The organism is Burkholderia sp. WAC0059 (assembly GCF_002870125.1).
Taxonomy (GTDB): domain Bacteria; phylum Pseudomonadota; class Gammaproteobacteria; order Burkholderiales; family Burkholderiaceae; genus Paraburkholderia.
On the sequence record NZ_PNEO01000003.1, the window covers coordinates 115,489 to 132,847 of the forward strand.

General features: G+C 69.6%; 15 protein-coding genes, 1 tRNA gene and 1 pseudogene. 11 read left to right on the forward strand and 6 right to left on the reverse strand.

Annotated elements, in window-relative coordinates; all coding sequences use genetic code 11:
* Positions 1–14 precede the first annotated feature (14 nt).
* Positions 15–443, reverse strand: a complete 429-nt coding sequence (locus CY652_RS04160) for a hypothetical protein (RefSeq protein WP_102129446.1) — start codon at positions 441–443, stop codon at positions 15–17.
* A 516-nt stretch (positions 444–959) separates the two neighbouring features.
* On the opposite strand from CY652_RS04160, the gene ssuD reads away from it, so the two are divergent.
* From ssuD to CY652_RS04210, 11 genes and pseudogenes are all read left to right on the forward strand, one after another.
* A complete protein-coding gene (gene ssuD, locus CY652_RS04165; RefSeq protein WP_102129447.1) occupies positions 960–2,120 on the forward strand; it encodes an FMNH2-dependent alkanesulfonate monooxygenase in 1,161 nt (386 codons plus the stop codon).
* A gap of 71 nt (positions 2,121–2,191) precedes the next feature.
* The gene (gene ssuC / locus CY652_RS04170) at positions 2,192–3,034 is read left to right on the forward strand and encodes an aliphatic sulfonate ABC transporter permease SsuC (protein ID WP_102129622.1); all 843 of its coding nucleotides are present in this window, start codon (positions 2,192–2,194) and stop codon (positions 3,032–3,034) included.
* Positions 3,035–3,045: 11 nt separating this feature from the next.
* The gene (locus CY652_RS04175) at positions 3,046–4,047 is read left to right on the forward strand and encodes an ATP-binding cassette domain-containing protein (protein ID WP_102129448.1); all 1,002 of its coding nucleotides are present in this window, start codon (positions 3,046–3,048) and stop codon (positions 4,045–4,047) included.
* A gap of 91 nt (positions 4,048–4,138) precedes the next feature.
* Complete coding sequence (locus CY652_RS04180; protein WP_102129449.1) at positions 4,139–4,354, forward strand: TOBE domain-containing protein; 216 nt, start codon at positions 4,139–4,141, stop codon at positions 4,352–4,354.
* Between the two features lie 75 nt (positions 4,355–4,429).
* Complete coding sequence (dusA, locus tag CY652_RS04185; RefSeq protein ID WP_102129450.1) at positions 4,430–5,431, forward strand: tRNA dihydrouridine(20/20a) synthase DusA; 1,002 nt, start codon at positions 4,430–4,432, stop codon at positions 5,429–5,431.
* Positions 5,432–5,522: 91 nt separating this feature from the next.
* Positions 5,523–5,598: transfer RNA gene (locus tag CY652_RS04190), tRNA-His, on the forward strand.
* A gap of 593 nt (positions 5,599–6,191) precedes the next feature.
* Positions 6,192–8,366 (forward strand): malate synthase G, encoded by a 2,175-nt coding sequence (locus CY652_RS04195; protein WP_102129451.1) that lies wholly within the window; start codon positions 6,192–6,194, stop codon positions 8,364–8,366.
* 489 nt (positions 8,367–8,855) lie between these two features.
* On the forward strand, positions 8,856–9,932 hold the full coding sequence (locus CY652_RS04200; protein ID WP_102129452.1) for an ABC transporter permease: 1,077 nt from the start codon (positions 8,856–8,858) through the stop codon (positions 9,930–9,932).
* Positions 9,926–10,216: pseudogene (locus tag CY652_RS25195) on the forward strand (ATP-binding cassette domain-containing protein); the annotation flags it as partial. The gene CY652_RS04200 and the pseudogene CY652_RS25195, both read left to right, overlap by 7 nt.
* Positions 10,203–10,823 carry an ABC transporter ATP-binding protein gene (locus CY652_RS04205; RefSeq protein ID WP_441300185.1) on the forward strand — a complete coding sequence of 207 codons (621 nt, stop codon included), beginning with the start codon at positions 10,203–10,205 and terminating at the stop codon, positions 10,821–10,823. The pseudogene CY652_RS25195 and the gene CY652_RS04205, both read left to right, overlap by 14 nt.
* Before the next feature lie 81 nt (positions 10,824–10,904).
* Entirely contained in the window at positions 10,905–11,942 is a 1,038-nt protein-coding gene (locus CY652_RS04210; RefSeq protein ID WP_102129453.1) for an ABC transporter substrate-binding protein, read from the forward strand.
* A gap of 91 nt (positions 11,943–12,033) precedes the next feature.
* On the opposite strand, the gene CY652_RS04215 is transcribed toward CY652_RS04210, so the two are convergent.
* Genes CY652_RS04215 through CY652_RS04235 form a run of 5 tightly spaced genes read right to left on the reverse strand, consistent with a single transcriptional unit; the run spans position 12,034 to position 17,352 of the window.
* Positions 12,034–13,239, reverse strand: coding sequence for an acyl-CoA dehydrogenase family protein (locus CY652_RS04215; RefSeq protein ID WP_102129454.1), 1,206 nt, complete (start codon positions 13,237–13,239; stop codon positions 12,034–12,036).
* 28 nt (positions 13,240–13,267) lie between these two features.
* On the reverse strand, positions 13,268–14,281 hold the full coding sequence (locus tag CY652_RS04220) for an ABC transporter substrate-binding protein (protein WP_102129455.1): 1,014 nt from the start codon (positions 14,279–14,281) through the stop codon (positions 13,268–13,270).
* Positions 14,282–14,324: 43 nt separating this feature from the next.
* Positions 14,325–15,932 (reverse strand): rhodanese-like domain-containing protein, encoded by a 1,608-nt coding sequence (locus CY652_RS04225; protein WP_102129456.1) that lies wholly within the window; start codon positions 15,930–15,932, stop codon positions 14,325–14,327.
* A complete protein-coding gene (locus CY652_RS04230; RefSeq protein ID WP_102129457.1) occupies positions 15,929–16,540 on the reverse strand; it encodes a cysteine dioxygenase in 612 nt (203 codons plus the stop codon). The genes CY652_RS04225 and CY652_RS04230 overlap by 4 nt, the downstream gene beginning before the upstream one ends.
* On the reverse strand, positions 16,540–17,352 hold the full coding sequence (locus CY652_RS04235) for a class II aldolase/adducin family protein (RefSeq protein WP_102129458.1): 813 nt from the start codon (positions 17,350–17,352) through the stop codon (positions 16,540–16,542). Before CY652_RS04235 ends, CY652_RS04230 begins: the two co-directional genes overlap by 1 nt.
* Positions 17,353–17,359 lie beyond the last annotated feature (7 nt).

Consider the following 17,359-nt stretch of genomic DNA (forward strand, 5'->3'; position numbering starts at 1 on the left):
CCGGCGCGGCCGGCCTATTCGCCGGCGTCGGCTTCGCTCATGAAGGCGCGCATGAACACGAGCGCGCCCCATCCCCACATCGCGTTCGAGGCGAAGCCGACGGCGAGGCGCGGCAGCATGTTGCCGCTCGGCCAGATGCCGCGCAACGGACCGACGACGAACACCATGCCGGCCGTGAGCACGATGCCGCCGAACACGAATGCCGGCACCCACGGCGCGGGGCGGCCCGGCGAGATGCGCAGCAGCCAGGCCATCAGGACGGCCCATAGCGCGCTCCAGATCGCGTTCGCGAGAAACTCGGGGAGCTCGAGCGGCAGGAACGGCGCGGTGGAAAAACCGCCGGGCCCGATGAGCCCGGCCGCGTGCAGGAGCGAGAGCGTCGCCTCGCGAAAGAACAGCGAGGCTAGAAAGCCCGAAACCAACGGCAGAATGAGTTTTTGCATACCCGGGAGGAGGGGCGGTAAGGATCGCGTCGCGCAGGCGGCCGTGGCCGTCGGCGGGATGCGCAGGCGTCGCGCACGGCATTCGTTGAAAGCGTGCGCCATTATATCGGCGCCGCCCGGCGCGCTTGCGCAGATGGGCGGCCGTGCGGGCCGCCGGGCCGCATGCCCGGGCGTCGGGCTAATCACTCTGGCGGAAAACCTAAGTTAAAAAAAATCGTTCAAAAGCTTTCCCCCGGTCCATAGACTGGCTTCCGATGAAGACGGCGCCGCCGTCGCCGCGCGAGCGCGTTCGCCGCGCGCAAAAAGGGAAGCAGCCTTCGTGTCTCGTCCGCCGTCGATTCCGTCCGCCGTTCGCGCGCCCGCCGCGCGTCATCGCATGGGAGCGTGCGCGCGCTGAATGCCGCGCGGCCCGCGTTCCGTGTCGTCCCGCCGGGGCCGGCGCCGTGTGGCCGCCCGCCCGTCCGGCCGTTTCGGTCCTTACCTATTTCGTTTCGATCAGGAAAGCAGGAGCAACGCATGAATGTGTTCTGGTTCATTCCGACCCATGGCGACAGCCGTTACCTCGGGACCGCCGAAGGCGCTCGCGATACGGATCTCGCGTATTTCCAGCAGATCGCCACCGCCGCCGACACGCTCGGCTACGAGGGCGTGCTGCTGCCGACCGGACGCTCGTGCGAGGACGCCTGGGTCGTGGCGTCCAGCCTGATCGCGGCGACCCGCCGGCTCAAGTTTCTCGTCGCGATCCGGCCCGGCATCTCGTCGCCTGGGGCCGCCGCGCGCATGGCGGCGACGTTCGACCGGCTCTCGGGCGGCCGTCTGCTCATCAACGTGGTGACGGGCGGCGACGCGGCCGAACTCGAGGGCGACGGCGTGTTCGTCGACCACGACGTGCGCTACGAGATCTCCGACGATTTCCTGCACATCTGGCGCAAGCTGCTGGCCGCCTCGCACACGAACGAATCGATCGACTTCGACGGCCGGCATCTGCAGTCGAAGGGCGGCAAGGTGCTCTATCCGCCGGTTCAGCGGCCGCATCCGCCGCTGTGGTTCGGCGGCTCGTCGCCGGCCGCGCACGAAATGGCCGGCCAGCACATCGACACCTACCTCACGTGGGGCGAGCCGCCCGAGGCCGTCGAAAAAAAGATTGCGGACATTCGCGCGCGCGCGGCCGAGCACGGCCGCACGATCCGTTTCGGCATCCGCTTCCACACGATCGTCCGCGAGACCGAGGACGAGGCGTGGGCCGCCGCGGACAACCTGATCAGCCGCCTCGACGACGAGACGGTGGCGCGCGCGCAGGCTTCGTTCAACAAGATGGACTCCGAGGGGCAGCGCCGGATGGCGGCGCTGCACGGCGGCAAGCGGGGCTCGCGCAAGGAGCTCGAGGTCTATCCGAACGTCTGGGCCGGCGTCGGGCTCGTGCGCCGCGGCGCGGGCACGGCGCTCGTCGGCAATCCCGGGCAGGTCGCCGCGCGCATGAAGGAGTACGCGGACCTCGGCATCGACACGTTCATCCTGTCGGGCTATCCGCACCTCGAGGAAGCCTACCGCTTCGCCGAACTCGTCTTTCCGCTGCTGCCCGACCGCGTGCGCAAGGAGGCGACGGGTCCGCTCACGGGGACGTTCGGCGAGATCGTCGGCGACAACGATCTGCCGAAGGCCGTGGCTCAAGGCTAACGCCGGGTCGGGCGGCGGGCACTGCGCGAAGCCGCGCCCCGCGCCGCATGCGCAACAAGGAGGGCAAACCGATGAATCAAACCGTAGTCGTGGCCGCGCCGCGCGCGGGCGAGGGCGGCGCGGCCTCGAACCGCGTGCTGGCCGGCGTTTCGCGCGCCGTGTTTTCGCGTCTCGCGCCGTGGCTCGTGCCGATCGGCGTTCTGCTGGCCTGGGAACTCTCGGCGCGCTTCGGCGTGTTGTCGACGCGCGTGCTGCCGGAGCCGCTCGCGGTCGTCAAGGCGGCGTGGTCGCTGATCCAGTCCGGCGAGATGTGGGTCGACGTGCGGGTCAGCACGTGGCGCGCGCTGTCGGGCTTTGCCATCGGCGGCGGCATCGGGCTCGTGCTCGGCCTCGCGACGGGGCTTTTCAAGCCCGTCGAGATCGCGCTCGACTCGACCGTGCAGATGATTCGCAACATCCCGGCGCTCGCGATGATTCCGCTCGTGATCCTGTGGTTCGGCATCGAGGAGGAGGCGAAGGTGTTCCTCGTCGCGCTCGGCGTGTTCTTCCCGATGTACGTGAACACGTTCCACGGTATCCGCTCGGTCGACCAGAGCCTCGTCGAGATGGCGCGCAGCTACGGCCTGAAGGGCTTCGCGCTCTATCGCGAGGTGATCCTGCCGGGCGCCCTGCCGTCGATTCTCGTCGGCGTGCGCTTCGCGCTCGGCTTCATGTGGGTGACGCTGATCGTGGCCGAAACGATCTCGGCGCAGTCGGGCATCGGCTACATGACGATGAACGCGCGCGAGTTCCTGCAGACCGACGTCGTGGTGGTCGGCATCCTGCTCTACGCCGCGCTCGGCAAGCTCGCCGACTGGCTGGCGCGGCTGCTCGAGCGTTTCGCGCTGCGCTGGCATCCGGCTTATCAACGATGAGGAGCGAGTCCATGAACGCAACCACGCTCTCGTCCAGCTACGGCGGCATTACGGGCAGCGATCTCGAGGCCGAGGTGGCGCTGCCGCGCATCCACGACCGCGAGGACAACGAGGCGACCGATTCCGAACGCGGCGGCGGGCACGACGCCGGCCGCCTGCTGCGCGAGGCGGGCGGCCCTGGTGGCGCGGGCGGCGGGCATCGCCCGCGCGTCGACGCCTCGGTCGAGTTGCGCGGCGTCGGCAAGCGCTACGGCGAGCGCGCGGTGCTCGACGGCTTCGATCTGTCGATCGAGCGCGGCAGCTTCGTCGCGATCGTCGGCCGCAGCGGCTGCGGAAAATCGACGTTGCTGCGCCTCGTCGCCGGGCTCGAAAAGCTCGATGCCGGCGAACTCGTCCGGCGCGGCGAAGACGGCTCGCCGCTCAATGTGCGGATCATGTTTCAGGACGCCCGGCTGCTGCCGTGGAAAACCGTGCTGCAGAACGTGATGCTCGGGCTCGGCCGCGGCGCGCGCGAGGACGCGCGCGCGGTGCTGGCCGAGGTCGGTCTGCTGGAGCGGGCGGACGAATGGCCGGCCCGCCTTTCGGGCGGCCAGCGGCAGCGCGTGGCGCTGGCCCGCGCGCTGGTGCATCGGCCGAGCCTGCTGCTGCTCGACGAGCCGCTCGGCGCGCTCGACGCGCTGACGCGCATCGAAATGCATGCGCTGATCGAGCGCCTCTGGCGCGAGCACCGGTTTACCGCCTTGCTCGTCACGCACGACGTGCACGAGGCCGTCGCGCTCGGCGACCGCATCCTGCTCGTCGAGGACGGGCGCATCGCGCTCGATCAGCCCGTGCCGCTCGATCGCCCGCGCGCGCGGGCCTCGTCCGGGTTCGCGGCGCTCGAGGAACGCGTGCTGCGGCGGGTGCTGAGCACCGAGCCGGCGCAGGACGGCGGTTCGCGCGCGGACGTCGCGCGGCCGGACGGCGCGGCGCCGCATGCCATCCGGCCGGACGCGGTCCGCTGGGCAGTCTGATCGCACAAGAGCCGGCAGCCGGTCACCGGGAAAGGCTGCCTGCGCATCCGTTTTTTTCAAACTTTCTTTCGAATCACTGGAGCCGAACGACATGAGCATTTCCGCCATCAATGTGCGCAACCAATTCAGGGGCAAAGTCAAGGAGATCATCCGCGGCCCCGTCGTGTCGGAGGTCGACGTCGATACGCCGTTCGGCATCGTGACGTCGGTCATCACGACGCGCTCGGTGGACGAGCTGGACCTCAAGATCGGCTCCGAGGTGGTGGCGCTCGTGAAGTCGACGGAAGTGTCGATCGCGCGGCTGTAAGCCCGAACCTCTGCCGGCGGGCAGAGGGCAGCTTGCGGTAAAATTGCGGGTTGATTGCCGCTTCGTCGCCTTCCCATGCCCGCTACCTTTCCCGCCAGTCCGCGTCGCGTTTGCGTCGCGCCGATGATGGACTGGACTGACCGCCACTGCCGTTCGCTGCACCGGTTCGTGTCCCGCCACGCATGGCTGTACACGGAGATGGTGACGACGGGCGCGCTGCTGCACGGCGACGTGGCGAGACATCTCGCCTTCACGCCCGACGAGGCGCCGGTCGCCTTGCAACTGGGCGGCAGCGAGCCCGACGACCTTGCGCGCGCCGCGAAGCTCGGCGAGCAGTGGGGTTACGACGAAATCAACCTGAACTGCGGTTGTCCGTCCGAGCGCGTGCAGCGCGGCGCGTTCGGCGCCTGCCTGATGAACGAGCCGTCGCTCGTGGCCGATTGCGTCAAGGCGATGCGCGACGCGGTGTCGGTGCCCGTGACCGTCAAGCACCGCATCGGCGTCGACGCGGTCGAGGACTACGCGTTCGTGCGCGACTTCGTCGGCACGGTGGCCGACGCGGGTTGCGGCGTGTTCGTCGTCCATGCGCGCAACGCGATGCTCAAGGGCCTGAGCCCGAAGGAAAACCGCGAGATTCCGCCGCTCAAGTACGACTACGCCTATCGGCTCAAGCGCGATTTTCCCGATCTCGAGATCGTCATCAACGGCGGCATCCAGACGCTCGACGAGGTTCAGACGCATCTGCGGCACGTCGACGGGGTGATGCTGGGCCGCGAGGCCTACCACAACCCCTACGTGCTCGCCGACGTGGACCGGCGCTTTTACGGCGCCGGGGAAGCCGCGCCGACGCGCGAGGAAATCGAGGCGAAGCTCGTGGCCTACTGCGCCGCCGAACTCGCGCGCGGCACGTATCTGGGCGCGATTACGCGCCATGCGCTCGGGCTTTATCGCGGGGCGGCGGGGGCGCGCGGCTGGCGGCGCGTGCTGTCGGACAGCCGCCGGCTGGCCGCGGCCGACCTCGCGATCTTCGACGAGGCGAGACAGCATTTGCGCGCGCCGGCCGAAATGCTTGAATAAGGGACTAGGCAAACGTCGGTGGTGTTTGTATAATCTCGCTTCTTAACCGGTGCCGCTTTTTTGGCGCCCGGTCTGCAAGCTCGTAGCAGTGGTGGCTGTAGCTCAGTTGGTAGAGTCCAGGATTGTGATTCCTGTTGTCGTGGGTTCGAGTCCCATCAGCCACCCCACTTTTCCCGTCTTCCCTTCCTTCTTCCGCAAGCGTCGGTTTCCTCAGGGAATCGGGCTACGCCTTCTGCTTGAACCCTGATTTACGTCGATCCATGCTGGCACGACGTGCCGATTCGTCGTCAGGTTAGGTCATGTCGTTCGGCTTGCCGTTTCCCCGAAAGCAGAAAAACGATACCGCGAGTCCAAAGGAAATCGGGCATGCCCCCCACAGCGGCCCGATCCGGACGTCACGCACGACGGCTGGTCGCCACGCCACGCCCCGGCTCGGGGCGAGCCCGTCCCCGTCCGCCGTCTCGCTGTCTGTTTGCCACGGGTAGCTTCTGCGTCCACCCGAAACCCGCCCGCATGGCGCCCCCGGTTTCCGCCATGAAGCGGCGGGGCCGCCCGGACTCCCGGACGGGGCGGAACAGTCTGGGATATGATCGACGGTTGCCACACCCCGTTTCCCGGCGGGCTGCTGGCCGGCACGCCCGACGGTGGCGCCGGCGCCCGGCGTCGGCCGGCAAGGCGTCGCCGACAACCGGGCATTGCGCCGACGGAGACGCGGCGCGGTGGCTTGCTGAACCGAAATGACAAAACCCTGGAGCACTCGATGAACCAAATGATTTCGCGTGGCGGCCTGCAAGTTGCCGCGATCCTCGAGCAGTTCGTTGAAAAGGAAGCGCTGCCGGGCACCGGCGTCGACAGCGCGGCGTTCTGGAGCGGCTTCGGTGCGCTCGTGCACGAACTGGCGCCGAAGAACCGCGCGCTGCTCGCCGAACGCGACCGCCTGCAAAAGGAACTGGACGGCTGGCACCGCGCGCATCCGGGACCGGTGCGCGACTTGCGTGCCTACCGCGCGTTCCTCGAGAGCATCGGCTACATCGTACCGGTGCCGGCGCAGGTTAAGGCGACGACCCCGAACGTCGACAGCGAGATCGCCGAACAGGCCGGCCCGCAGCTCGTCGTGCCGCTCTCGAACGCGCGCTACGCGCTGAACGCCGCCAACGCGCGCTGGGGCAGCCTCTATGACGCGCTCTACGGCACCGACGCCATTCCCGACGCCGACGGCGCCGAGCGCGGCAAGGGCTTCAATCCCGTGCGCGGCGCGCGCGTGATCGCGCGCGCGCGCGCCTTCCTCGACCAGGCCGCGCCGCTCGCGGGCGGCTCGCACGCGGACGCGACGCGCTATGCGGTCGAGGGCGGCAAGCTGGTCGTCGCGCTCAAGAGCGGCAGTACGACGCTCAGGACGCCCGCTCAGTTCGTCGGCTATCAAGGCGACGCGGCCGCGCCGTCGGCCGTGCTGCTCAAGCACAACGGCCTGCACTTTGAAATCCAGATCGACGCGAACGACGCGATCGGCAAGACCGACGCGGCCCACGTGAAGGACGTGCTGGTCGAGGCGGCCGTCACGACGATCATCGATTGCGAGGACTCGGTCGCCGCGGTGGACGCCGACGACAAGGTCCAGCTCTACCGCAACTGGCTCGGCCTGATGACGGGCACGCTGACCGAGGAGGTCGCGAAGGGCGGCACGACGTTCACGCGTCGCCTGAACGCCGACCGCGAATACCGCACCGGCGACGGCGGCACGGTGAAGCTGCACGGCCGCTCGCTGCTGTTCATCCGCAACGTCGGCCATCTGATGACGAATCCGTCGGTGCTCGACAAGGACGGCAACGAGATTCCCGAGGGCATCCTCGACGCGGTGCTGACGACGCTGTGCGCGCTGCACGACCGCACGCACAAGCTGAATTCGCGCACCGGCTCGATCTACATCGTGAAGCCGAAGATGCACGGCCCGGCCGAGGTCGCGTTCGCGAACGAACTGTTCGCGCGCGTCGAGGACCTGCTCGGTCTTCCGCGCAACGCGCTCAAGATGGGCATCATGGACGAGGAGCGCCGCACGAGCGTGAACCTGCTGGCCAGCATCGGCCAGGCGTCGTCGCGCGTCGCGTTCATCAACACCGGCTTCCTCGACCGCACGGGCGACGAGATGCACACGTCGATGGAGGCGGGCCCGATGCTGCGCAAGGGCGACATGAAGACGACGCCCTGGATCACCGCGTACGAGCGCAGCAACGTGCTGGTCGGCCTCGCGGCGGGCCTGCGCGGTCGCGCCCAGATCGGCAAGGGCATGTGGGCGATGCCGGACCTGATGCACGCGATGCTCGAGCAGAAGGTCGCGCATCCGAAGGCCGGCGCCAACACGGCGTGGGTGCCGTCGCCGACCGCGGCGACGCTGCACGCGCTGCACTATCACGAAATCGACGTGCAGGCGGTTCAGCAGGAGTTGGAGAAGGTCGACTACGCGAGCGCGCGCGACGAACTGCTCGACGGGCTGCTGACGATTCCGGTCGTCGGGAAGGCGAACTGGAGCGCCGACGAGATCCGTCAGGAAGTCGAGAACAACGCGCAGGGGATTCTCGGCTACGTGGTGCGCTGGATCGACCAGGGCGTCGGCTGCTCGAAGGTGCCGGACATCAACAACGTCGGCCTGATGGAAGACCGGGCAACGCTGCGGATCTCGAGCCAGCACATCGCGAACTGGCTCCATCACGGCGTGCTGACGCGCGAGCAGGTCGAGGACACGTTCCGCCGCATGGCGAAGGTCGTGGACCAGCAGAACGCCGGCGATCCGCACTATCGGCCGATGGCGCCGAACTTCGACGCGTCGCTCGCGTTCAAGGCCGCGAGCGCGCTCGTGTTCGAGGGCCGCGAGCAGCCGAGCGGCTACACCGAGCCGCTGCTGCACAAGTTCCGCCTCGAGTTGAAGGCCCGGGCATAACGTCACGGCCTCGCCCGTCGGCGCTCCGGCGCTCCGGCGTCGCGGCATCGTCTGTTGCAATCGGTGATCCCCGCAGGCAGGACGGTCCGGACCGCGTAGCGGTTCGAACCGGCCCGCCACGCGGGCTTTCAATCGTCCGCCCGCTCATCGTAAAGGGCCGCGCGGCGCTTTCCCCCTAGTCGGCCGTCCGGTCCTCGCGCAACCTGCCCGACGTCCCGGCATCGGCATCGATATCGCGCGACGAGCTCTGGCTCGAACCTGTCGTTCCACACGGCAACCGCAGCGCGTTCCCGCGCGTCGGCAATCTATCTAAAGAATCCTAAGTTCCCGGCCGGTCTGCGCCGGCGATTCCGATGAGCCGGACGCCGCGCGCGTCGGCGTCTTTGTCTTTATGTCCGGCATCGATAACCATATGGAAATTAAATGATTCCGGCCGCCATGGCTCGTGTGTAGGCTTGAACGGATTTCACGCAAGCCACGGTCATTGCCATGTCCACACAATCGCAGTCGCTCGGGATCGCCGGCGTCGACGATCCAGCGCTTCCCCGGCGCAGCCCGGCGGGAAACAGGGTTGCCGCGATCGTCGTCGCGTTCGCCGCAACAGTCGCCTGGCTCGGCGCGGCTGCGCTGACCCAATGGTGGCCGAGTCTCGACGACTGGCCGCATACCGACGTGCTCCTCGTGCTGGAGGTCGCGCTTGCCGGCGTGTCGGCGCTGTTCGGCTGGCCGTTGTTGCGCGGTCGGGCGCAACGCAAGGCGGCCGGGGCGGCGGCGGAGGGCGATGCCGGTCGCGCCGCGCCCGTCGATCTGCTGCGCACGCCGTTGCCGTGGCTGCTGGCGCTTGCGCTCGGCATCAGCGCATGGGAGATCGTGACGGCCAAGCTCGAATGGCTGCCGCGTCCGTTCTTCGCGCCGCCGCAGGCGCTGATCGCCGTGTACTTCGACGACTTCCCGCGCCTCGCGTCGAGCGTCGCGCATTCGTTCGGTCTCCTCGTGTACGGCTACGCGCTCGGCGCGATCACGGGCTTCGCGGTCGGCGTCGGGATCGGCTGGTCGCGCGCGGTCGGCTACTGGCTGCACCCGGTGTTGCGCCTGATCGGGCCGCTGCCGGCCACGGCGTGGTTGCCGCTCGCGTTCTTCTTCTTTCCGTCGAGCTTCAGCGCGAGCGTGTTCCTGATCGCGCTCGCGACCGGGTTTCCGGTGGCCGTCCTCACGTGGTCGGGCGTCGCGAGCGTGAATTCCGCGTACTACGACGTGGCCCGGACGCTCGGCGCGCGACCGGGGTTCCTCGTGCTGCGCGTCGCGATTCCGGCGGCGTTGCCGTCGGTGTTCGTCGGCCTGTTCATGGGGCTCGGCGCCTCGTTCGCCGTGCTCGTCGTCGCCGAGATGATGGGCGTGAAGGCGGGGCTCGGCTGGTATCTGCAATGGGCCCAGGGCTGGGCCGCCTACTCGAACATGTATGCCGCGCTGCTGGCGATGGCGCTCATGTGCTCGGGGCTCATCACGCTGCTGTTCCGCGTACGCGACCGTCTGCTCGCGTGGCAAAGGGGATTGCTCAAATGGTAGGCGCCGCACTCGCCGTCGAGGCGACCGATTCCGCCGGCTCGCGCAACGGGGCCGGCCCGACCGGCATCGACGGAGATACCGCCGGAAATGCCGGCGCGCGGATCGACGTGCGCCGCGTGAGCCATCGCTTTCTGCTGAACGGCGCCGCGCTGCCGGTGCTCGACGACGTGAGCCTCGCCGTCGAGCCCGGCGAGTTCGTCGCGCTGCTCGGCCCGAGCGGTTGCGGCAAGTCCACGTTGCTGCGGCTCGTCGCCGGGCTCGATATGCCGTATGCCGGCACGCTCGCGGCCGACGGCCAGCCGATTGCCGGGCCTGACCCGTCGCGCGTCGTCGTGTTCCAGGACCCGACGCTCTACCCATGGCGCACGGTTCGCGACAACGTCGCGCTCGGCCCGCACGCGCAGCGTCGCGCTCGGCCCGCACGCGCAGCGTCGCGGCCGCGCCTCGCGCAGCCGCGAGGCGCGGCGGCGGGTCGACGAACGCGTCGACGCCGCGCTCGAACTCGTCGGCCTGACGGAGTTCGCGCACGTGTATCCGCATCAGTTGTCCGGCGGGATGGCGCAGCGGGCCGCGCTCGCCCGCGGGCTCGTCAACGACCCGGCGCTGCTCGTGCTCGACGAGCCGTTCGGCAAGCTCGATTCGCTCACGCGCATCCGGATGCAGTCCGAGCTCGTGCGCCTGTGGCAACGCGCGCGCTTCTCGGTGCTGTTCGTGACGCACGACGTCGAGGAAGCGCTGTATCTGGCTGACCGCGTCGTCGTGTTCAGCGAGCGGCCCGCGCGCGTGGTCGCCGACTTCCGCAACGAGCTGCCGTACCCGCGCCATCGCGACGATCCGCGCCTCGTCGCGCTGCGCCGCGACGTGCTCGCGAAGCTCGGGCTCGACGTCTAGCGCGGCCGGGTTCGGCGGATCTTTTTGCCGCGGACTTTCGACGGGGGAGTTCGCGGTTTTTCATTGTGAGGGGATGGATTCATGCAACGACCGACTGACGAGAACGCGCCGGCCAACCTCGCGCGACGTGAATGGCTGAGAGAGGCGACCTGGATGGGCGGGGCCGCGCTGATCAGCGGCGCGGCGCTCAGCCTCGCGCCGCGCCGGGCGCGCGCCGACGACGGCCGCAAGCTGTTGACGCTGTCGTGGAATGCCGGCGCGATCTGCACGGCGCCCGTGCCGGTCGCGGTGCAGCAGGGTTTCTTCACGAAGCACGGGCTCGACGTCAACCTCGTGAACTTCTCCGGCTCGACGGACCAGTTGCTCGAGTCGATCGCCACGGGCAAGTCGGACGCGGGCGTCGGCATGGCGCTGCGCTGGATCAAGCCGCTCGAGCAGGGCTTCGACGTGAAGCTGACGGCGGGGATTCACGGGGGCTGCATGCGCCTGCTCGCGACGCGGCAATCCGGCATCGTCGATCTGCCGGACCTGAAGGGCCGCACGGTCGGCGTCAGCGACATGGGCAGCCCGGCGAAGAACTTCTTCGCGATCACGCTGAAGAAGGCCGGCATCGATCCCGATCGCGACGTGCAGTGGCGCCAGTATCCGGCGAACCTGCTCGGCATCGCGCTGCAGAAGGGGGAGGTTCAGGCGATCGCCGACGGCGATCCGACGATCTGGTACATCCGCGAATCGGACCATCTCTACGAGGTGTCGAACAACCTGTGCGGCGAGTACGAACATCGCGTGTGCTGCGTGCTCGGCGTGCGCGGCTCGCTGATCCGCAAGGACCGCGCGGCGGCCCAGGCGCTGACGCAGGCGCTGCTCGAGGCAACGGAGTGGACCGCGAATCATCCGGACGAGGCCGCGAAGATTTTCGCGCCGAACGCGCCGGGCGCAACGGTGTCGGAGCTTTCGGCGATGCTGCGCTCGCATACCGACCATCACCATCCGGTCGGCGACGCGTTTCGTCACGAGATCGCGCTTTATGCCGACGATCTGAAGACCGTGGGCGTCGTGAATCAGGGAACGGATTCCGGACAGTTCGCGCAGCGCGTGTACGCGGACGTGCTGACCTGATCCAGCCGGAAGATGGGTTTTGTGATTCAGGCGCCGGCCCCGTGCGGGCCGGCGCTTGCCTCTGACAGGTCGGGCAACCGGCTACAACCCGCTACAACGCCGCCGCATAGGCCGCTCGCCCCAGATTGCCGAGCACGACGTCGTTCTGCGGCGTGTGGATGCGCGAGCACAGCACGTCGCGATGGTGGCGTTCCAGCGGGTTGTCGCGGCTCAATCCCGGATTGCTGCTGGCTTCGAGCGTGAGCGCGACGGTGTCGATCGCGTTGCGGCTCACGAGGTACTTGATCGCCGGCGCTTCGGCCGGCGTGACGCCTCCGGCGGCGGCCGAGTCGAGCAGCAGGCGGTTGCTCAGCAGCAGCGCGTCGATGCGGCCCGCGGTTTGCTGGAAGCCGTCGAGGCTCGACAGCGGCGCGCCGAGGCCCGACGGCACGCGCCGCGCGACCCAGCCGACGAACCAGTCGCGCGCCGCGCGGGCGACGCCGTCGTAGATCGCCGGCAGCAGCACGCTCATCCACATCGACGTGATCGGGTCCGTGCCGGCACCGGGGCCGGGCGGCTGAAGATCGACCGCGAGCCCGGCCGGCACGCGCACGTTCTCGAAGATCACCTCGTGGCTGCCGGTCGCGCGCATGCCCAGATGATTCCACGGCGCGCCGAAACGCACGCCCGGCGTGCCGCGGCGGACGAGCCAGGTGCCGACGCGCGGCGAGGCCTCGTCCGTGCGACCCCATACCGCGAACCACGTGAGCCCGGGGCTACCCGTCGAATAGAGCTTGCTGCCGTTCAGGACCCAGTGGTCGCCGTCGAGCCGTCCGACGGTGGCGGGCAGCCCGCCGCGCGAGGGCGAACCGAGTTCCGGCTCGACGCGCAGCGAATTGATCAGCGCGCCGTGTTCGACCGCCTCCTTCGCGAAGCGCACGCGGAGTTCGGCGGGCCAGTTCGGATTGGCCTGCAGCCGCAGGTGGTAGAGGCACTGCATCAGCAGGATGAGCGCCGTCGACGGCTCGCCGCGCGCAACGGCGCGGACGACTTTCAGCGTCTGCGGCAGCGTCGCCTCGTGACCGCCCAGCGCGCGCGGCACCGTCAGCGAGAGCAGTCCGGCCCGGCGCAGTCGCGCGAGATTGGCGTAGGGGAAGTGCGGGCCCCGGTCGAGTTCGGCGGCGCTGGCGGCGAACTCGACCGTCAGCGCGTCGAGCCAGCGCGTCGCTTCCGCGCTGTCGAGGTCGCGCAGCGCGGCGATGGCGCCGGCGTCGCGAGCGGTATCGGTGAAGTTCTCGTCGGACGGCGGGTGGGTCATCGCGGTCTCCAGTTCCGGGGGGCGTCCGTCAATGCATGCCGGTCGTGAACTGTCGCGCGAAGCTCGGCGCGACGTCGAGCGGCGTCTGGATCACGCCGGCGCGGTGATAGAGGTCGGCCGTTTTCTGCTGCTCGGCGATCACCGCGTCGTCGATCGCGACGGGATGCGCCTGCGCGCGCTCGTAGACAGTCGTCAGCACGTTCGCGGGCAGGCCCGTCACGCGGGACTGGATCTGTGCCACTTCCTCCGGATGCGCGAGCGCCCAGCGTTCGCCGGCGGCGATGCGCTTCACGAAATCGGCGATCAGCGCGGGCTTGGTGCGGATCGCCTCGTTCGTGGCCGCTTCGAACGTCAGCCCGGACGAGAGCCCGACGCCGTTCGCGACGCTGCGGTTCTGGTCCTGGGCCTCGGCAAGCGCGACGTACGGGTCCCAGGTCGACCACGCGTCGACGGTGCCCGAGGCCAGCGCGGCCCGCGCGTCGGCCGGCTGCATGAAGTACCAGGAAACGTCCGCGAGCTTCAGGTGCGCGCGTTCGAGCGTCGCGATGGCGAGGTAGTGGCCGATCGAGCCGCGCGTAGTCGCGATGCGCTTGCCCTTCAGGTCGGCGGGACCGCGGATCGGGGAGTTCGACGGCACGACGATGGCGAGATCGGTCGGCGTCGAGCGCGTGGCGGCGACGACGCGGATTTTCGCGCCGGCCGCGTAGGCGAAGATCATCGGCGCGTCGCCGAGCCCGCCGACGTCGACCGCCCCGGCGTTCAGCGCTTCGCCGAGCGGCTGCGCCGCGGGGAAGTTGAACCATTCGATCCGGTACGGCACGTTCTTCAACTGCCCGGACGCTTCGAGGACGCCGCGCAACTGCAACTGCTGGTCGCCGACCTTCAGCGTGTCCTCGGCCCGCGCCGCGGCCGGCAGCGCGACGAGCGGCAACGCGCAGGCGAGCGCGAGCGCGAACCGTCCGGCGCGAAGGGATACAAGGGCGGACAGGCGGGACGGGCGGCGCCGGGCGACGGCGCGCGCGCCCGTGAAAGGACGAAACATGGAGCGTTTTCCCGTCGATGAATGGGCGAATGAATGGGCCAGGCTAGATCACGAAGAAGCCGTGCGTCCCGTCGCGACCGAGCTGGGCGACGAGCCCGTATTCCCACTCGAGGTAGGCGTTCATCGCCTCGCGCGCGCTGTCGGTGCCTTCGTAGGGGCGCCGGTAGCGGTCGATGCGTGGCGAGACGAGGCGGTCCGCGCCGGCCTCGACGGGCAACCCGGCCGCGACCCACGCGGCGGTGCCGCCTTCGAGCACCTGCACCGGCTTGCCCGTCAGCGTCGCGACCTCGGGCGCCGCATAGGCGGCCAGCGTGCTGGTCCCGCAGGCGACGACGTAACGCTGCGCGTCCGGCAGCGCGCGCAGGTCGTCGTAGCCGGGCGCGAGCCGCGAGCGCAGCGTCCAGTACGCGCCGGGAATGTGGGCTTTCACGTGATTGGCGCTCGACGTGAAATCGAGCACGACGACGCCGTTCGCGGGATCGGCGAGCAGCGCGGCGAGGGCTTGCGGCGCGATCGTTCCGGATTGCGGCGGCGCCGGCCGTTCGGCTTTCCATGGGCCGGCCGCGCTCAGGTCTGCCGCGCTCGCGTCGTCGATCACGTGGACCTCGACGTTCATCTGCGCGAGCCACGACGCCGTCATGTTCGCGCGCACGCCGTCGTCGTCGAACAGCACGACGCGTGCGCCGCGCACGGGCGCGAACATCTCGGTTTCCTGCACGAGCTGGCCGCCGGGCGCGCCCTGGAAGCCGGGCAGATGCGCGCGTTCGTATTCGTCGGGCGTGCGCACGTCGAAGCGGTACGTGGTGCGCGTCGCGTCGGCGGCCCAGGCGGTCGTGGCGGCGAGCGTCGCGCGGCCGACGCCGGCGCGGTCCGCGAGCGCGCGGGCAGCCCCGGCCGACTGCGCGAGCGCGGTGCCGTCGCGGCCGGCCTGCGGGTCGAAGCGGCGCGCGCTGCCGTGCTCGAGCGTCTGCCCGGCGAGCGTCCAGCCGATCGTGCCGTTGCGCAGCGCGGCGACCGGATTGGGCAGCCCCGCGTTGACGAGCGATTGCGTGCCGATGATGCTGCGCGTGCGGCCCGCGCAGTTCACGATGACGCGCGTGGCCGGGTCCGGCGCGAGCGCGCGGGCCCGCAGCACGAGTTCGGCGCCGGGCACGCTGACGCTGCCCGGAATGTTCATCGTCTGGTATTCGTCGAAGCGGCGCGCGTCGAGCACGACGACGTCCTCGCCGCGCCGGATCAACGCCTCGACCTCGTCGGCCGGCAGCGACGGCGTGTGCCGCTGCGCCTCGACGAGCTCGCCGAACGCCTTGCTCGGCACGTTCACGTCGCGAAACACCTCGCCGCCCGCGCGAACCCAGCCGTCGAGCCCGCCCGCGAAGAGCGCGACGTTCGTGTAGCCGAGCGCGTCGAGCCGTTCGGCGGCCCGCCTGGCGAAGCCTTCGCCGGCGTCGAGCAGCACGATCGGCACGTTGCGGCGCGGCAGCTTCGTCGCGGCGTCGAGCTCGATCTTCGCGAGCGGAAAGTTCGCGGCGAAAAGCGGATGGGACTGCGCGTGCGGGTCTTCTTCCCGCACGTCCAGCAACGCGATCTCGCGCCGCGCGAGCAGCGCTTCGCGCACGTCCTCGTACGTGCGCTGCGGAAATGACTTCATGACGCTTGAGGTTCCTTGCTGAGATCCCAGAAGTTCGGGAGGGTGTCGTTCGAATAACCGGAGATGAACAGCTTCTCCGGTTTGCCTTCGGGCCAGACCGAGCGGCGGACCGCGCCGATGTTCGCGCCGTAGACGTGAATGCTGATCGAGACGCGGTCGTCGTAGGCGTTGCGCACGCGGTGGATGTCGCCGACGGTCGGCGAGACCGCTTCGACGGCGCCGCGTTCGAGCAGGATTTCGGCGCCGTCCTCGCGCAGCGTGCCGTCGTTGTTGCGTGCGTAGGACTGCGAGTATTCGGCGCCGCGCAGCACGCCGATGAGGCCCCAGACGGTGTGGTCGTGCACGGGCGTGCGCTGGCCCGGCCCCCAGACGAAGCTGACGACGGAGAAGCGCTGGCGGGCGTCCGCGAAGAGCAGGAACTGCTGGTAGCGTTCGGGCGACGGTTGCGCGTAGGCGTCGGGCAGCCAGTTGTCGACGCGCACGAGTTCGCGCAGCGCGTCCCGGCCCTGTTCGAGAAGCCGCGGCTCGTCGTGCTGCGCGTCGATGCCGTCGACGATGTCGGCAATGGCGCCGACGAACTGCCTTAACGGTTGGCGTTGACGCGTCATCAGTCGAGCAGCTCCGGTTCGGCTTCGACGAGGCCCGCGTAGAGGCTGTCGAACGCGTAGCGGGCGCCGCCGGGCCGGCCCACGCGGCTGTGCGTGAGCGCGGCGACGTCGTGGGGAATCGGCTGCGGCTTGCCGGCCGCCTCGGCGAGCAACTGCGTCTGGCAGGCGTTTTCGAGCGCGATGTACCACCACGCGGCCGCCTCGACGCTCGGTCCGGCGGTCAGGATGCCGTGGTTCTTCAGGACCACGGCTTTCGCGCTGCCGAGCGCGGCCGCGATGCGCGCGCCTTCGTCGGTGTCGAGCACGACGCCGTGGAAGTCCTCATAGAGCCCGTGGTCCTCGTAGAACGAGCAGGCGTCCTGCGTGAGCGGATCGAGCCGGCGGCCGAGCGTCGACCAGGCCTTGCCGTAGACCGAGTGCGTGTGCGCGGCGGCCACGACGTCGGGGCGCGCCGTGTGGATCGCCGCGTGGATCGCGAACGCGGCCTGGTTGACGGGCCCGTCGCCGACGACGATCTCGCCCCGATGGTTCACGAGCAGCAGGTCCGACACGCGGATGCGTCCGAAATCGAGGCCGAGCGGATTGACCCAGAAGTGGTCGGTCCATTCGGGATCGCGCGCGGTGATGTGGCCGGCGAGGCCCAGCCCGAAGCCGTAGCGCCCGAACAGCCGGAACGCGCCGGCGAGCCGTTGCTGGCGATGGCGGCGTTCTTCGGCGAGCGTGCGCGTGCCCGCTTCGTCGTCGAACCAGAACTTGTGCACGGGCGCGTGCCGGAAATCGGCGTCGCGCACGGCGGAGAGGAGCGTGCTCATGGTCGGT

Coding starts and splice junctions, on each gene's coding strand:
- CY652_RS04215 (WP_102129454.1), bottom strand. CDS start 13,239: ATGACCCACCCGCCGTCCGACGAGAACTTCACCGATACCGCTCGCGAC.
- CY652_RS04180 (WP_102129449.1), top strand. CDS start 4,139: ATGAGCATTTCCGCCATCAATGTGCGCAACCAATTCAGGGGCAAAGTC.
- dusA (WP_102129450.1), top strand. CDS start 4,430: ATGCCCGCTACCTTTCCCGCCAGTCCGCGTCGCGTTTGCGTCGCGCCG.
- ssuD (WP_102129447.1), top strand. CDS start 960: ATGAATGTGTTCTGGTTCATTCCGACCCATGGCGACAGCCGTTACCTC.
- CY652_RS04225 (WP_102129456.1), bottom strand. CDS start 15,932: ATGAAGTCATTTCCGCAGCGCACGTACGAGGACGTGCGCGAAGCGCTG.
- CY652_RS04210 (WP_102129453.1), top strand. CDS start 10,905: ATGCAACGACCGACTGACGAGAACGCGCCGGCCAACCTCGCGCGACGT.
- CY652_RS04195 (WP_102129451.1), top strand. CDS start 6,192: ATGAACCAAATGATTTCGCGTGGCGGCCTGCAAGTTGCCGCGATCCTC.
- CY652_RS04230 (WP_102129457.1), bottom strand. CDS start 16,540: ATGACGCGTCAACGCCAACCGTTAAGGCAGTTCGTCGGCGCCATTGCC.
- CY652_RS04235 (WP_102129458.1), bottom strand. CDS start 17,352: ATGAGCACGCTCCTCTCCGCCGTGCGCGACGCCGATTTCCGGCACGCG.
- CY652_RS04200 (WP_102129452.1), top strand. CDS start 8,856: ATGTCCACACAATCGCAGTCGCTCGGGATCGCCGGCGTCGACGATCCA.
- CY652_RS04160 (WP_102129446.1), bottom strand. CDS start 443: ATGCAAAAACTCATTCTGCCGTTGGTTTCGGGCTTTCTAGCCTCGCTG.
- ssuC (WP_102129622.1), top strand. CDS start 2,192: ATGAATCAAACCGTAGTCGTGGCCGCGCCGCGCGCGGGCGAGGGCGGC.
- CY652_RS04205 (WP_441300185.1), top strand. CDS start 10,203: ATGCCGGCACGCTCGCGGCCGACGGCCAGCCGATTGCCGGGCCTGACC.
- CY652_RS04175 (WP_102129448.1), top strand. CDS start 3,046: ATGAACGCAACCACGCTCTCGTCCAGCTACGGCGGCATTACGGGCAGC.
- CY652_RS04220 (WP_102129455.1), bottom strand. CDS start 14,281: ATGTTTCGTCCTTTCACGGGCGCGCGCGCCGTCGCCCGGCGCCGCCCG.